The organism is Nocardia amikacinitolerans NBRC 108937 (genome assembly GCF_001612615.1).
GTDB lineage: Bacteria > Actinomycetota > Actinomycetes > Mycobacteriales > Mycobacteriaceae > Nocardia > Nocardia amikacinitolerans.
This window is the reverse complement of sequence record NZ_BDAU01000032.1, coordinates 39069-55716: the sequence shown is the minus strand read 5'-3', so window position 1 is coordinate 55716 and position 16648 is coordinate 39069. Positions and strand designations below refer to the sequence as shown.

Genomic DNA, 16648 nt, shown 5'->3' with positions numbered 1-16648 from the left:
CATGACTGTGAAGTTGATCGGTGTGATCGGTGGCGGCACGATGGGTGCGGGCATCGCCGAGGTGTGTGCGAAGGCCGGGAGCGAGGTCCTGGTGCTCGAGACGACGGTGGAGTTCGCCGAGGCGGCGCAGCAGCGGATCGCGTCGTCGGTCTCGCGTGGCGTGACGAAGGGCAAGATCACCCAGGAGGACGCCGACGCGGTGCTGGCGCGGGTGCGCGTCACCCTCGATATCGAGGAGTTCGCCGATCGTGACCTGGTCATCGAGGCGGCCCCGGAGATCGAGTCGCTGAAGTACGAGATCTTCGGCAAGCTCGACAAGATCGTGAAGCCGGCAGGCATCCTCGCGACCAACACCTCGTCGATCCCGGTCATCAAGGTCGCGGGCGCGACCCAGCGTCCCGAGCAGGTCGTCGGCGTGCACTTCTTCAACCCGGTGCCGGTGATGCCGCTGGTCGAGATCATCTCCACCCTGGTCACCTCCCCGGAGACGGCCGCCGCTGTCACCGACTACGCGAAGAACACCCTGGGCAAGACCACCGTCCAGGCCGGTGACCGCTCCGGCTTCATCGTCAACGCGCTGCTGATCCCGTACCTGTGCCAGGCCGTCCGGATGCTCGAGTCGGGCTACGCCTCCGCCGAGGACATCGACGCGGCGATGAAGGGCGGCTGCGGTTACCCGATGGGTCCGCTCACCCTGCTCGACACCGTCGGCCTCGACATCGCACTGGCGGCAGCCGAGTCGCTGTACGCCGAATTCGCCGAACCGCACTACGCGCCGCCCGCGCTGCTGCGTCGGATGGTCGACGCGGGTCGCCTCGGCCGCAAGACCGGTCGCGGCTTCTACAGCTACAACTGAGGTCGCGCGGGCTGATCGCCCGCTGCCGGGACACCACCGCGCCACCCGACGATATTCATCGAGGTGAGCGGTGGTGTCCGTGCCCTTGCACGCCTGGTCAGGCCGCCGCGCGTCGGCGGACGGTGCGTTCGAGGATCCCGAGTGTTGCCTCCGCGCCGATCTACGGAAATCGTTGTTGCCCTGGGCAGGTCGCAGGCCTGCCCGGATCAGGACACCGACCGATCGGTCGGCATCGGTTCGGTGGGACGTCGTGGCGAGGGGAGCGGCATCGGGAGTTCCCCCCGTCGGGCAGCCCGCAGCCACCGCTGTCCGGAGTCGATGGCACGCCGGGTCTTGCGCACGGTGGGTACCTGTGTGAGCAGGTGTAGCTGATATCGCCACGGCATCTGCGGCCCGTGCCGAGCCGCCATCGCGTAGGCGAACTGCACGGCGCTGCGGTCGAGATACCGGTCGGCGTGTTCGAACCAGATCATGCTGTTGCGGGCGGCGGCCTGTATCGGGCGCATCGCAGCGCGCCGCTGCGCGTCGTAATTCTCCAGCGCGTCGGCGATCTCGGCATGCTGGTACAGGTTCTGGGCGAGTACGACGGCGTCGACGATTGCCAACCGGGTGCCCGAACCGATGGTGAAGTGCGTCGTGTGCGCCGCATCGCCGACCAGCACCACGTTGTCGTGATACCAGGACTTGTTGGTCACCTCGGGAAAACGGCTCCACCTTGCGAACTCGCCCCGTGTCTTGCTGATCAACGAGTGACCGTCGAGAGGGCGCGCGAAGATGTTCTCCAGGACGCGCAAGCACTCCAGGTTGTCCATGGAATCGAAGCCGAGTCCGCGCCAAGTCTGCGGTTGGCACTCGACGATGCAGGTGCTGATCTTGTCGGCGACCGACGGGTAGGCGTGGAACCAGATCCACCCGGCCGAGGTGTGTTCGAAGGCGAAGGTGAATCGGGTGAAGACCTCGTCCGTACCGAGCCAGATGTATCGGTTCTCGCCGAGTGCGACGGACGTGCCGAAATGATGATCACCCAGCTGCCGTATCCGGCTGTTCGCGCCATCGGAAGCGACGACGAGATCGGCGTGGTCGAAGCCGGACAGATCGTGGACCTCTCGCCCGTGCTGGACATCTACCCCCAAGTCACTCGCCCGCCGGGTAAGTACGTCGAGCAACGCCGCGCGTCCCATGCTGAACCCGTAGCCACCGAAATGTGCGGTCTCTTCGTCGCGTACATGGATTGCTTGTTCACGCCATACGACCGAGCCCGCGCGCACCGCCTGCGCGCTGTCGGGATCGTTCCCATAGAGAAGGTCGAGCAGGTCGTCCCAATACACGACGCCCCAGCCATAGGTGGACCCGGCGGGATCGCGGTCGATCACCGTGATGTCATGGGCCGGGTCGCGCCGCTTCATCGAAATAGCGAAGTACAACCCGGCAGGCCCGCCGCCGACACACACGATTTTCATTTCCAGCCACCAGCTTCAGCGCGGTTGGTCGAACCTGGCCTCACGCAATCGGTTCTCGATGCAACCGAGCCCGGCACGCTGTGCGTGTCCGGGCTCGATCACCGGGACTAGAAGCTGCCCCAACCACCCCAGCCACCCCAACCGAAGGGGTTCCACCAATTCCCCCAGCCGGGACCACCCCAACCCCAGCCGCCGTGGCCCCAACCCCAGCCACCGCCGTGACCCCATCCCCAGCCACCGCCGTGACCCCAACCCCAACCGCCGCCACCCCATCCCCAGCCACCGCCCCAGCCGGGGCTGTTGACGAGTTGGGTTTCGGACGTGGGATTTGTCGCGTGCGCACTAGGCGCTTGAGCCGCCGCTGTGGCGACCGGAATCGCAGCAATTGCCGCTATGCCGGCGGCTGCCGCCAACCGGGCGAACTTCGTGTGTGATTTCTTTCTCTCGCTCATGACAGGTCTCCGGAATGCTGTCCCGACCTGCTCGAAGTCTACGCGGTTTCCCCGTACCCCAGTAGTCGTCGCGTTCAACTATTTATAATGCCCGCCACCTTCCGCACCGCCGCCCGATTCGCGGACACCTGCGTGCTTCGTGGGGAGGGAGACGGTGCTGACGGGTGCGAGAGGCCCCAGGACCCGACCGACCTTTCCCGGCCGACAAACCGTCATCCGACCTGTCGGCGCCGTTCTGGCCGAGTGGGCACAATGAGTGAATCGGATCCGACGGTGCACCTGGCATTGGGTGAATTCGCTGACCGGCTGAGCGACCCGGCCCGGCGACGACCTCGAACGCGCAGACAGCCACGGACCCGAGATGAGAAGAGAATGGCACAGCGATTTCGGGTCGTTGTCAGCAAGAGCGCCGGCAATTGCGCGGCGACTCGACGCGCTCGGTGCCGAACTGTTCGGCGCGGACAAAGATGCTGAGCCGACGATCAGCATCCATTGCGCCCAGCAGCATTACCCTGCGGGAAACCGGGTGAAGCGCAACGGTGACAGGGGCGCATGTCACGATGCCGATTCGATCAGCAGATGCTCCAAACGGGCCGTATCGTCGGAGTCCTGATCGACACTGATCACTGCGACGAACTCGCGATCACCGGCACGTCGCTGCAAGGGACTCCAGGAGTTGGCGAGATACCAGCTTGCCCCGGTGGTACCGCGCGGGCCCAAGCCCGCGCAGAATATCCAGTATCGGTCGGGGTGCATGTCCGGGTTCGGTCGCACCCGCGCGATAACGCCGATGCTGTGGTCTCCACTCGAGCCATATCGGCTACCGTCGGTCAACTCCAACTGCTCTGAACCGGAATCGCCTTCGGTACCGCTGCCTTTGAGAGTGAAAAGCGGACGATCGACGCTGTCGAGGTACATACGTGTGCAGTCGTTGCACGTCAGTCCAAAGCTGATATAGGGCAGGTCATTGTGCGCGACGACGTCCCGGTCGCTCCGGATATCAGTCGACAGATCTGGGTGGCGCTGGAGCACGGAAAACACGTACAGCAGTCCGCGAACTTCCTTCTCCGGTAAGGCAGCCAGCACTTCCGAGCGATGATCAGCCGCGACGGCGCGGACCTTCCTGTATGCGCACGGGTGTGCGTTATCGGCCGCACCGAATACTGGCGCGGGCCGCAGCGGTAGCTCGAATGTCGGGTACACGAGAGTAACCCCGTTGGTGATCATCTCAGCCCCGAGAAATGCTTCGAGCTCGATGTCGGTTCCGGGAGAATCCAACTCGTGCCCGCCACCGGCATCTGCCATCTGAAACAATCTCTCGATCGTCCAGCCAGGGAACATCCTGACCAGTACCCGGCAATGGTAGTCGCGTGGAAGCCCGACCATCCTGCCCGAAAGCCACTGATAGAACTGTGTCTTCGCCGGCCCGTAACCAGGAGGGATCGGAGGATCGAGTTGCGCGGCGCACCTATCGTACGCGGCCAGGAAATCCGAATGGCTCTTGAGATGCTGCTCCGCCAGCAACATCTTCAGAACGGTAGCCAATGGAACCCCCTTACCCCTGAAACCTCCGCCCTGGTGGCGGCGACTCGATTTACAACCGCGGCTCGCATGATCGGCAACGCCGTCCGGTGACCGCCTCGACCGCTCGGATACCGGTGCAGCAGAGGCGGTTACCGTTCTCAACCGCAGTGGCCACGGTGAGCTGCGCCGTTCCCCTCCCTGCTGGGGCGACCGCAAAGCTGCGTGTCCGGGTCCGATGTACAGCGAGGTAGCCGCAATGCTGTTGTCGGTCTCTCCGAGGGGCGGCAACGACCTGTACCGTACCGGCAGGCGTGATCGCCGTGACCTGCGCTATCCGAGTCGATGGTGGAGGTGGTCGCGCCAGTACCGGATCGCTCGATCCAGGAACGGCGAAGCCGGTACCCATCACGGAACGTTCGCGTCTCCCGACGTGTTCCTCGAGGTCGGAGAGCGGGAGGTGATGGTAGGCATGACGGCTCCTTTGCCGCGACGATGATTCCCCGACTGCAACCGGATGGTTTCTTCCAGTAAGCCCTCTACGTTGTTGCAGAGCAATGAATCTTCGATCCGTTTTCGTCCGTTTTCACTGCTGGACCTTGCCTCCCGTCGATGTAACCGACCGACTGCTGCAGATCTTTGACGGTAGAGCCACCACCAGGGTGATTCGGTACCGGCGGTGGCGCGGACGGACCTGCACGGTGATCGCATCGGAACGTCGCGACGAGTCATCACGTCGGTGGCGAAACCCGTTGTGGCGCATGCCTCGAGGGTACCCACGCGGCGTTGTATCCCAACGGCTGCGGCGGTGCTCGTGATCACGGCGATCGGCTCGGTCCGGTAGGTGTTGCCGACCCGACGGGGAGTCTCCGGATCTTCGACATGCGGCGGGAATCCGATAGCGAACGAAAACGAACCGCTCGGGCGGGTCCATCGCCAGTTTCGAGGACTCTAATGGAAGTTGCGGGCCGCCACAGCAACTCGGGCGAACGGCCCAGTTGCACTACAGGAATTTCGCAGCAACAAAGGAGGCAAGCATCGTGCCTACCATCACCTCGATCTCCCCGACGTCGGGACCCACGACGGGGGGAACCAGCGTCACGATCACCGGTACGGGGTTCGCTGGCCCGACTACCGTGCGATTCGGTACTACCGCAACGACTTTCACCCTGGATTCGTCGACCCAGATCACGGCGATCGCCCCTGCCGGCTCGGTCGGTACCGTTCAGGTCACCGTTACCACCTCGGCGGGCACCAGCAATGGTGTGCCCTATACCTATCTCGCGGTTCCCGCGTTGAGCAGCATCAACCCCGGTCAGGGGTCGACTGCGGGCGGAACGACGGTCACGCTCACCGGGTCGGGGCTGACGGGGGCCACGGCGGTGAATTTCGGTGGCGCACCGGCGGCCTCGTTCACGGTCGATTCCGACACGCAGATCACCGCTGTTTCCCCGGCGGGCACCGGGTTCGTGTCCGTTACCGTCACCGGACCGGGCGGTACCAGCAACCCGATTACCTACATCTATGTCGTTGTTCCGACGATCACCTCTATCTCCCCGACCACCGGACCCACCGCGGGCGGGAACAACGTGACGATCACCGGCACCGGATTCACCGGCCCGTTGACCGTCCGGTTCGGCACGACCGCAACGACATTCACCGTGAACTCCGCTACCCAGATCACCGCCATCGCCCCGGCCCATGCGGCCGGGACAGTGCCGGTGACCGTTACCGGCTCGGGTGGAACCAGCAACAGCGTCACCTACACGTACGCCGCGGTTCCTACCCTGACCGGGGCGGTACCGAACACCGGCCCGGTCGCCGGTGGGACGACGGTCGTCCTCACCGGGACGGGCCTTACAGGTGCGACTTCGGTGAGTTTCGGTGGCACACCGGCGACCTCGTTCACGGTCGACTCCGCCACCCAGATCACCGCCGTCGCCCCGGCGCGGGCGGCGGGGACGGTGCAGATCACTGCCACGACAGCGGGCGGCACCAGTAACGGTATCGCCTTCACCTACGTCTGACGGTGAATGCGGCGGGGCCGCCGGTGGGCCATTGCCTGCCGGCGGCTCCGTTGCTCCCCGCGCATGCGGGGATGAGCCCCGGCCTTCGGCCAGCTCGTCGGCGTCCAGGCGGTGCTGCCGCGCATGCGGGGGATGGGCCGCCGGATGGGATCACCCAGTCAGACGCGGAGCCGGTGCTCCCCGCAAACGCGGGGATGAGCCCCTGGTCAACTACTTGTCCTGGCTGGCCGTGCTGCGCTCTCGCGCACGCGGGAATGGGCTCCGGGAACGGGGCAAGGCGCTGTCGTCGAGGGCGAGCTCTTCGCGCGCATGGGTCACCGGAATCGTTGGAATCCACGAACTTCGCTCGTGCTCCCCGGCTGTGCGGGGATCGTCTGAATCTGTGCGCGAGAGGGGACTTGAACCCCTACGTCCGTGGACACCAGAACCTAAATCTGGCGCGTCTGCCAATTTCGCCACTCGCGCTTGATGGTACGACCGTCCAAACTCTACCGGGCTTGACCGTGATCGCGAAGCAACTGTGGCGAGTGTCGTACTGGCCGGTAACACGACCAGGGACTATAACGATTCGGTAACGGCCAACATGAGGGGCACTCATGTTTCATACGTGTTGGTAACCGGGTGGACCAGCGCGTTCAAACATGAGGACGGGTCATGTTTTTCGTCATTCTGGTACGGACGTACGCAAATACTCGGCGGTAAGGGGTCGGCGGCGGGCCAAACGTGAGGATTTCCTCATGATTTTGTGCCATCCTCGCCCGTATCAGGCCTAGAGGTCGAGGACGACCCGCGCACCTATAGGAAGCGGCGTGTCGACAACGGGCATGTCGCCAGGAGAAGGAAGTCGAAGCGTCTTGACGATCAACGAGAGCACCGAGACCGGAACCGGAGCGAGCGCGAAGGTGGTCAGGACTGCCGGGCAGGCAGCCGGCGTGCGATCGCCGCTGCTGGATCGTTTGCTGAACGGGACGCCGTACGCGCTGGCCTTCGGTGGGCAGGGTGCGCAATGGCTCGGCGAACTGGAGGAGATCGGGCGCGACAGCGCGCTGGAGCCGGAGCTGACCGCGTTGGTCAACGAGGCGGCCGCGCTGCTGGAACCCGTTGCGGCACAACTACTCGTGGTCCGTCCGGTCGGGTTCGACCCGATCGCGTGGATGCTCGAGGACGAGCTGGTCGACACCGAGCAGGGTGAGACCTCCGCGGCGCCTTCGGAGCAGGTGCTGCGGTCCGCGGCCGTGTCGATGCCGGGCGTGCTGCTGACCCAGCTGGCGGCGCTTCGCGCGTTGAAGTTGCAGGGTCTCGATTTCGCCGAGCACGCGCCGGTCGCCGTCGTCGGGCACTCGCAGGGCAAGCTGGCCGCCGCGGCGGTGCGGTCGGGCGGCGCGCGCGATGCGGAGCTGCTGGCGATCGCGCAGTTGATCGGCGCCGCGGGCAACCTGGTTGCGCGCAGGCGCGGGCTGATGCCGGTGGGCGATCGTTCGCCGATGGTCGCGGTGTCGAACGTGGACCCCGAGCAGTTGGCCGCGGTGGTCGCCGAGGTTGCCGAGGGCGTGAATCCCGATGTGGCAGCGGTGGTCTCGATCCGCAATGGGCGGCGCAGGGCGGTGCTGTCCGGCACCCCGACGCAGTTGGAGCGGGTGCGGCAGCGCTGCGCGCAGATCTCCGACGAGCAGACCCGCGAACGCGACGCGAAGGTGCGCGGCGGTGCGGTGTTCGCCCCGGTCTTCGAGGACGTGTCTGTCGACGTCGCCTTCCATCACCCGGCCCTGGCCGAGACGGTGGAAATGGTGGCGGGCTGGGCCACCCAGTGCGGGCTGGACGCGGAGCTGGCCGGTTCGCTCGCCAAGTCCATCCTGGTCGACCCGGTGGACTGGGTGCAGTCCGTGGACGACCTGATCGACGCGGGCGCGCAGTGGATTCTGGATCTCGGTCCCGGTGATCTGCTCAGCCGCCTCACCGGCGGCACGTTGAAGGGCAGTGGCGTCGGCATCGTCGCCGCCGCGACCCGTCCCGGCCAGCGCAGCCTGCTGACCCCCGGCGCGGCCCCTGAGCAGGCGCGGCCGTGGTCGGACTACGCGCCGCGGCCGGTGCGGCTGCCGAACGGCCGGATCGTGGTCGAGACCGCGTTCACCAAGCTGACCGGTCGCTCGCCGATCCTGCTCGCGGGCATGACGCCGACCACCGTGGACGCCAAGATCGTCGCGGCCGCGGCGAACGCTGGCCACTGGGCCGAGTTGGCCGGCGGCGGCCAGGTGACCGAGCAGATCTTCGCCGGCCGGGTCGCCGAGCTGAAGACGCTGCTGCAGCCCGGTCGCGCGGTGCAGTTCAACTCGCTGTTCCTCGATCCTTACCTGTGGAAGCTGCAGCTGGGCGGCAAGCGCCTCGTGCAGCGGGCCAGGAGCGCGGGCGCTCCGTTCGACGGCGTGATCGTCACCGCGGGCATTCCGGAGCTGGACGAGGCCGTCGCGCTCATTCAGGAGCTCACCGAGGTCGGCATCTCGCACGTCGCGTTCAAGCCGGGCACCGTCGCGCAGATCCGCGCCGTGCTGCGGATCGCCGACGAGGTGCCGGATTACCCGGTGATCATGCACATCGAGGGCGGCAAGGCGGGCGGCCACCACTCCTGGGAAGACCTGGACGACCTGCTGCTGGAGACCTACGCCGAACTGCGCAACCGCCCCAACGTGGTGGTCTGCGTCGGCGGCGGCATCGGAACCCCCGAGCGCGCGACGGAATACCTCACCGGCTCGTGGTCGCAGGCGCACGGCTACCCGGTGATGCCGCTGGACGGCGTGCTGGTCGGCACCGCGGCGATGGCGACGCTGGAGGCCACCACCGCACCCGAGGTCAAGCAGCTGCTCGTCGACACCCCCGGCACCCCCGACTGGGTCGGCGCGGGTACCGCGTCCGGCGGAATGGCCTCGGGCCGTAGCCAATTGGGTGCCGACATCCACGAGATCGACAACGCCGCCTCGCGCACCGGCCGCCTGCTCGACGAGGTCGCGGGCGACGCCGACGCGGTCGCCGCCCGGCGCGCGGAGATCATCGAGGCGCTGAACGGCACGGCAAAGCCGTACTTCGGCGATCTCGGCACCATGACCTACCTGGAATGGCTGGAACGCTACGTCGAGCTGGCCGTCGGCCTTGACCGCCGCAAGGACTTCGACTGCGGCAGCGACCTCGGCGACGCCATCCTCGACGCGACCCGTTCGGTGTGGCTCGACATCACCTGGCGCGACCGCTTCGCGGAGATGGTGCGCCGCACCGAGTCCCGGCTGCACCCGGCCGACCGAGGCGAGATCCCGACGCTGTTCGCCGACGACGAGGCGTTCGAGCGCCCGGTCGACGCCCTGTGCACGCTGAAGAAGCAGTACCCGGCCGCCGAGCAGACCCTGCTGCACCCCGCCGACGTTCCGTTCTTCATCGCGCTGTGCAAGACGCCTGGCAAGCCGGTCAACTTCGTGCCGGTCGTCGACGCCGACGTGCGGCGCTGGTGGCGCTCGGATTCCCTGTGGCAGGCGCACGATCCGCGCTACTCGGCCGACCAGGTGTGCGTCATCCCCGGCACCGTGTCCGTCGCGGGCATCACCCAGGTGGACGAGCCGGTCGGCGAGCTGCTCGACCGCTTCGAGCAGGACACCGCCTACTCGCTGGTGCGCGCGGGCGTGGTGCCGACCCCGATCGACGCACGCCGCGCCGCGGGCGTGACGAGCGGCCCGATCGACGCGGTGCTGGCCGCGCCGGATGTGCAGTGGGCGGGCCGCACCACCGTGAACCCGGTGCACCAACTCGGCGACCACCACGAATGGACGGTGGACGGCAAGGGCGCCGTGCACCCGCGCACCGGAGCCACCCTGGTCGAGACCACCGGTCCGGAGGCCGACCACTCCTACGTCGAGCTGACCGTTCCGCTGCTGCGCAGCGACGCGGTGCGCATCCGGATCACCGTGCCGACCTCCATCTACAACGGCGGCGCACCGGTCGTCACCGAGGACGACGCCGAGGCCGCCATGGCGGCGCTGCTCGCGGTCGCTGCGGGACAGTCGCTGCCGGAGGTCAAGGGCTCGGTGGCGCACGTCAATTTGGCCTGGACCCCGGATCTGATCGCCGACCACGCCGGTGTCACCGGCTCGGGTCTGCCCGCCTCGCTCAGCACGCTTGGCCGTACCGCGCCCGACGTGCTGGTCGGCGCCTGCTGGCCCGCCGTGTTCGCGGTGCTCGGCGCCACCCGCACCGGCGACGCGCGCTCGGTCATCGAGGGCATGCTCGACCTGGTGCACCTCGACCACCAGATCGAGCTGCTGCGCGAATTGCCGAGCACCACAAGCATTCTCGTGGTGCGAGCGGAGTCGAAGTCGGTGCTCGACACCGACATGGGCCGCGTCGTCGAGGTGGAGGTCACCGTCGGCGAGATGCGCGACCAAGGCCTCGACGTGGTGCCGCTGGCCCGGCTCAGCGAGCGTTTCGCCATCCGCGGCCGCAACGGCTCGGGCGAACTGGCCGACCCGCCGCGGGCCGCGGGCACCGCCGCGTCGGCCACCGACACCCCGCGCCGCCGTCGCCGCGACGTCACCCTCGTCGCGCCGCGCGCCATGCACGCTTTCGCCGCGGTGTCCGGCGACCACAACCCGATCCACACCAGCGACAACGCCGCCAAGCTCGCCGGGCTGGGCAGCCCGATCGTGCACGGCATGTGGCTTTCGGCCGCCGCGCAGCACGCGGTGTCCGCCGTGGATCCCGAAAGCTCGGTTCCCGCACGGACTCTCACCGCATGGACCACGCGCTTCCTCGGCATGGTGCGTCCCGGCGCGGAGATCGACGTGCGGGTCGAGCGGATCGCCGTCGACGCGGGCAGCGAGATCGTCGAGGTCTCCTGCCGCACGGGCGGCGATCTCGTGATGACCGCGACCGGCCGCACGAAGGCGCCGAAGACCGTGTACGCCTTCCCGGGGCAGGGCATCCAGCGCAAGGGGATGGGTCTGGACGCCCGGTCGCGGTCCAAAGCGGCCAAGGAGATCTGGGAGCGCGCCGACAAGCACACCCGCGAGGCGCTCGGCTTCTCGATCCTGGCCGTGGTGCGCGACAACCCGACCTACCTCAAGGCGCGCGGCGTCGAACACCGGCACCCGGACGGCGTGCTGCACCTGACGCAGTTCACCCAGGTCGCCATGGCGACTCTCGGTGTCGCCCAGGTCGCGGAGCTGCGCGAGGCGGGCGCGTTCGTCGAGGGCGCCATGCTCGCGGGTCACTCGGTCGGTGAGTACAACGCGCTCGCCGCGGTCGCCGGGGTGCTGCCGCTCGAGGCGGTGCTCGAGGTGGTGTTCCAGCGCGGTTCGGCGATGCACGAGCTGGTGCCGCGGGATGCCCAGGGCCGCAGCGACTATCGGATGGCCGCTATTCGTCCCTCGCAGATCGGCCTGCCCGACGAGGACGTGATCGGCTTCGTCCAGGGTGTGTCCGAGCAGACCGGCGAATTCCTCGAGGTCGTCAACCTGAACCTGCGCGGCTCGCAGTACGCCATCGCGGGCACGGTGGCGGGTCTGGAGGCGCTCGAGGACGAGATCGACCGTCGCCGTGCCGAATTCGGCGGCAAGCGGGCGTTCATCCTGGTGCCGGGCATCGACGTGCCGTTCCACTCCACCGTGCTGCGCAAGGGCGTTCCGGAGTTCCGGCAGAAGCTCGAGCAGCTGCTGCCCGCGGACCTGCGGCCGGACGTGCTGGTCGGCCGCTACATCCCGAACCTGGTGCCGAGGCTGTTCTCGCTGGAGCGCGATTTCGTCCAGGAGATCGCGGACCTGGTGCCCTCGGAACCGCTCGCCGCGGTGCTCACCGATTTCGACAGCTGGGCGGCCCGGCCTGCCGATCTGTGCCGCGTGGTGCTGATCGAACTGCTCGCCTGGCAGTTCGCCAGCCCGGTGCGCTGGATCGAGACCCAGGATCTGCTGTTCACCGACGCCGAGAACGGCGGGCTCGGTGTCGAGCGATTCATCGAGATCGGTCTCGGCGCGACGCCGACCGTGGCGAACCTGGCCAGCCAGACCCTCAAGCTGCCGAGCTTCGGCACCGCCACCGTCGAGGTGCTCAACATCGAGCGCGAGGCCGCGGTCGTCTACGCGACCGACACCGACCCCGCCCCGGTCGACGAGCCCGACGAGACCCCGGCCGAGACCGCCGCCCCGGCCGCCGCCCCGGCCGCCGCCGCGCCCGCCGCGGTGGCCGCCCCGGCCCCGGCCCCGGTCGCGAGCTCGGGCGGTCCCCGTCCCGACGACATCCTGTTCACGGCTGCCGACGCCACCCGGGTGCTCATCGCGCTGTGGACGAAGCTGCGGCTGGACCAGATCGGCCCGGTGGACACCATCGAGGGTCTCTGCGACGGCGTCTCCTCGCGGCGCAACCAGCTGCTCGTCGACCTCGGCTCCGAGCTCTCGCTCGGCGCCATCGACGGCGCGGCCGACGCCGACATGGGCGCGCTGTCGGCCACCGTCGAGCGGCTGGCGCGCACCTACAAGCCGTTCGGCTCGGTGCTGTCCGACTCGATCAACGACCACCTGCGCAAGGTGTTCGGCCCGTCCGGCAAGCGGCCCGCCGCGATCGCCGAGCGCGTCAAGAAGGTGTGGGAGCTCGGCGACGGCTGGGCCAGCCACGTCACCGCCGAGGTCTCGCTCGGCACCCGCGAAGGCGCCAGCGTGCGCGGCGGTGATCTCGGCGGACTGGTCTCTGGCGCGCTGAACGACGCGGCCTCGGTCGACGCCGCCATCGACGCGGCCGTGCAGGCCGTCGCCGCCCGGCGCGGTGTCGCGGTGTCGCTGCCAACGGCGGGGGGTGGCGGCGGCGCCACGGTCGACGCGGCGGCGCTCGGCGAGTTCACCGAACAGATCACCGGCCGCGACGGCGTGCTCGCCTCGGCGGCGCGGGTCATCCTCGAGCAGCTCGGTCTGACCGATCGAGTGTCGGCGCCGGAGGCCACCGAAGACACGCTGGTCGACCTGGTCTCGGCCGAATTGGGTTCGGACTGGCCGCGTTTGGTCGCGCCCGCGTTCGATGGACGCAAGGCGGTGCTGATCGACGACCGCTGGGCGACCGCGCGCGAGGATCTGGCGCGGCTGTGGCTGCTCGACGACGCGGACACGGCCGACGGGTCGGTCATCGGGTTCCTCGGTGCCGGCGAAGCCGTTGCGGCGCAAGCCGAATGGTGGCGCGAGCAGGCCAAGCACGAGGCGCGCTCGGTGCTGGCGGGCCTGTACGGGCGCATCGCCGAGGCCGCGCGCAGCACGCAGGAGCCGGGCCTGTGGTCCGACGACATCGCGGTGATCACCGGCGCGAGCAAGGGTTCCATCGCCGCGGCGGTGACCGGACGCCTGCTCGGCGGCGGCGCGACCGTCATCGTCACCACGTCGAGCCTGAACGACGACCGTCTCGGCTTCTACAAGAAGCTCTACCGCGAGAACGCAAGGCACGGCGCCGCCCTGTGGGTCGTGCCCGCGAACATGGCCTCCTACCAGGACATCGACGCGCTGATCGACTGGGTCGGCAGCGAACAGGTCGACAACGCGGGCGGCGCGAAGGTCAAGATCAAGGACGCCATGACGCCGACCATGCTGCTGCCGTTCGCGGCGCCGCGGGTGGCGGGCGATCTGGCCGACGCGGGCGCGCGCGCCGAAATGGAGATGCGCGTGCTGCTCTGGTCGGTGGAGCGGTTGATCGGCGGGCTGTCCAAGCTCGGCGCCGATCACGACGTCGACGCGAAACTGCATGTGGTGCTGCCCGGTTCGCCGAACCGCGGCATGTTCGGCGGCGACGGCGCCTACGGCGAGTCCAAGGCGGCGCTCGACGCGGTGGTCGCCAAGTGGCGGGCCGAGAAGTCCTGGTCGACGCGGGTCACCTTGGTGCACGCGCTGATCGGCTGGGTGCGCGGCACCGGTCTGATGGGCCACAACGACCCGATGGTGGAGGCCGTCGAGAAGGCGGGCGTGCAGACCTGGTCCACCACCGAGATGGCCGACGAGCTGCTCAAGTGGTGCACCTCGCGGGCCCGCCAGGTGACGGTCACCGGTCCGCAGCAGATCGACCTGACCGGCGGACTGGCAAGGGCCAAGCTGGATCTGCCCGCGCTGGCCAAGGAAGCGGCCGAGCGGGAGGCGGCGGAGACCGCGGAAACCGCTGCGGCCGCGACCATTCCGGCTTTGCCCGCCCCGCCGACCATGACCTCGGCGCTGCCGGTGCCGGAGTGGGGCGAGGTCACCGCCGATCTGGCCGACATGGTGGTCATCGTCGGCGCGGCCGAGCTCGGCCCGTACGGCTCCTCGCGCACCCGCTTCGAGATGGAGGTCTCCGACGAGCTCTCCGCCGCGGGCGTGCTCGAACTCGCCTGGACCACCGGCATGGTGACGTGGGAGAACGATCCCAAGCCGGGCTGGTACGACGCCGAATCCGGCGACTACGTCCCGGAATCCGAAGTCGCCGAGCGCTACCACGACGCCGTGGTCGCCCGTTGCGGTATCCGCCGCTACGAGGACGACGGCGCCATGCTCGACAACACCGCGCCGCTGATGACCTCGGTGTTCCTCGACCAGGATCTGTCGTTCACGGTCGGCAGCGAGGCCGAGGCCCGCGCCTTCCACGCGGCCGATCCGGAGCACACCGTCGTCACGGCGGTGCCGGACTCGAGTGACTGGACGGTGACTCGCAAGGCGGGCACCGAGATTCGGGTGCCGCGCAAGGCCAAGCTCTCGCGCACCGTCGGCGGCCAGATCCCGACCGGCTGGGATCCCACCATCTGGGGGATCTCCGCCGACATGGCCGCCTCGGTGGACCGGGTCGCGCTGTGGAACATCGTCTGCACGGTGGACGCGTTCCTCGGCTCCGGCTTCAGTCCCGCCGAGCTGATGAGCTGGGTGCACCCCTCGCTGGTCGCCAACACTCAGGGCACCGGCATGGGCGGCATGTCCTCGATGCGCTCGCTCTACGTCGACAACCTGCTCGGCGAGCCGCGACCGAACGACATCCTGCAGGAGGCGCTGCCGAACGTGGCCCTCGCGCACGTGGTGCAGTCCTACGTGGGCAGCTACGGCGCGATGGTGCACCCGGTGGCGGCCTGCGCCACGGCGGCGGTCTCCGTCGAGGAGGGCGTCGACAAGATCCGGCTCGGCAAGGCCGAACTCGTGGTCGCGGGCGGCTACGACGACCTCGGCATCGAGGGCATCGTCGGCTTCGGTGACATGTCGGCCACCGCGGACTCGGCGACCATGAGCGCCAAGGGCATCAGCGACCGGTACTTCTCCCGCGCCAACGACCGCCGCCGCGGCGGCTTCGTGGAATCGCAGGGCGGCGGCACCGTGCTGCTCGCCCGCGGTGACGTGGCGCTGGAAATGGGTCTTCCGGTGCTCGGCGTGGTGGCCTACGCGCAGTCCTTCGCCGACGGCGTGCACACCTCGATCCCGGCGCCCGGCCTCGGCGCGCTCGGCGCGGGTCGCGGCGGTCGCGAATCCCGGTTCGCCGCGGAGCTGCGCAAGCTCGGCGTCAGCCCGGACGAGATCGCGGTGGTGTCCAAGCACGACACCTCCACCGCGGCAAACGATCCCAACGAGTCCGAGCTGCACGAGCGGCTGGCCGCGGCGATCGGGCGTTCGGAAGGCGCGCCGCTGTTCGTGGTCTCGCAGAAGAGCCTGACCGGACACGCCAAGGGCGGCGCGGCCGCGTTCCAGCTGATCGGCCTGTGCCAGGTTCTGGAAACCGGTGTGGTGCCGCCGAACCGGAGCCTGGACTGCGTCGACGAGAAGATGCAGGCCTACCCGCATCTGGTGTGGCCGCGCGAGCCGCTGCGCTTCGGCGATCGGTTCCCGCTCAAGGCCGGTCTGGTGACCTCGCTCGGCTTCGGGCACGTCTCCGGCCTGCTCGCGGTGGTGCATCCGCAGGCGTTCCTGCAGGCCATCGAGCCCGCGCGGCGCGAGGAGTACCAGCGCCATGCCGAGCAGCGGCAGCTGGCCGGTCGGCAGCGGTTCGTCGAGGCCATGTGCGGCGGTGCGCCGCTGTACGAGCGGCCCGCGGACCGACGGCTCGGCGGAGAAGGCACGCCCGCCAAGCGGATTCGTCAGCTGGAGGCGGACATGCTGCTCTCGCCGCAGGCCCGCCTCGGTGCGGACGGCGCCTACCGCGCCGACGGATTCGGTTGCGGCACCGGCGCGGTCATCGTCGGGCAACTCGAGGGCGACGGCTCTTTGGATCGGTGACTTCGGCCACTACCCTTCACTCAGGCCGTCCGGCGCGGGCGGCCGGGACCCGGCGCTGAACGCCGGGTCCGGTGAACGGAGTGCGGTCGCGCGAGTGGCCGCA

At 68.7% G+C, this 16648-nt stretch carries 5 protein-coding genes and 1 tRNA gene; 3 read left to right on the top strand and 3 right to left on the bottom strand.

The window, feature by feature from the left end:
• Positions 1 to 7 precede the first annotated feature (7 nt).
• Entirely contained in the window at positions 8 to 856 is an 849-nt protein-coding gene (locus NAM01S_RS23570; protein WP_067788708.1) for a 3-hydroxybutyryl-CoA dehydrogenase, read from the top strand.
• 206 nt (positions 857 to 1062) lie between these two features.
• Here NAM01S_RS23570 and NAM01S_RS23565 read toward each other — a convergent pair whose 3' ends face one another.
• On the bottom strand, positions 1063 to 2316 hold the full coding sequence (locus NAM01S_RS23565; protein ID WP_067788706.1) for an FAD-dependent monooxygenase: 1254 nt from the start codon (positions 2314 to 2316) through the stop codon (positions 1063 to 1065).
• 1007 nt (positions 2317 to 3323) lie between these two features.
• Positions 3324 to 4295 (bottom strand): hypothetical protein, encoded by a 972-nt coding sequence (locus tag NAM01S_RS23560; protein ID WP_067788704.1) that lies wholly within the window; start codon positions 4293 to 4295, stop codon positions 3324 to 3326.
• A 1034-nt stretch (positions 4296 to 5329) separates the two neighbouring features.
• On the opposite strand from NAM01S_RS23560, the gene NAM01S_RS23555 reads away from it, so the two are divergent.
• On the top strand, positions 5330 to 6316 hold the full coding sequence (locus tag NAM01S_RS23555; RefSeq protein WP_218018444.1) for an IPT/TIG domain-containing protein: 987 nt from the start codon (positions 5330 to 5332) through the stop codon (positions 6314 to 6316).
• A 383-nt stretch (positions 6317 to 6699) separates the two neighbouring features.
• On the opposite strand, the gene NAM01S_RS23550 is transcribed toward NAM01S_RS23555, so the two are convergent.
• Positions 6700 to 6781, bottom strand: a tRNA-Leu gene (locus NAM01S_RS23550).
• A gap of 437 nt (positions 6782 to 7218) precedes the next feature.
• On the opposite strand from NAM01S_RS23550, the gene NAM01S_RS23545 reads away from it, so the two are divergent.
• Complete coding sequence (locus tag NAM01S_RS23545) at positions 7219 to 16545, top strand: type I polyketide synthase (RefSeq protein ID WP_253799250.1); 9327 nt, start codon at positions 7219 to 7221, stop codon at positions 16543 to 16545.
• The last annotated feature ends 103 nt before the right edge of the window (positions 16546 to 16648 follow it).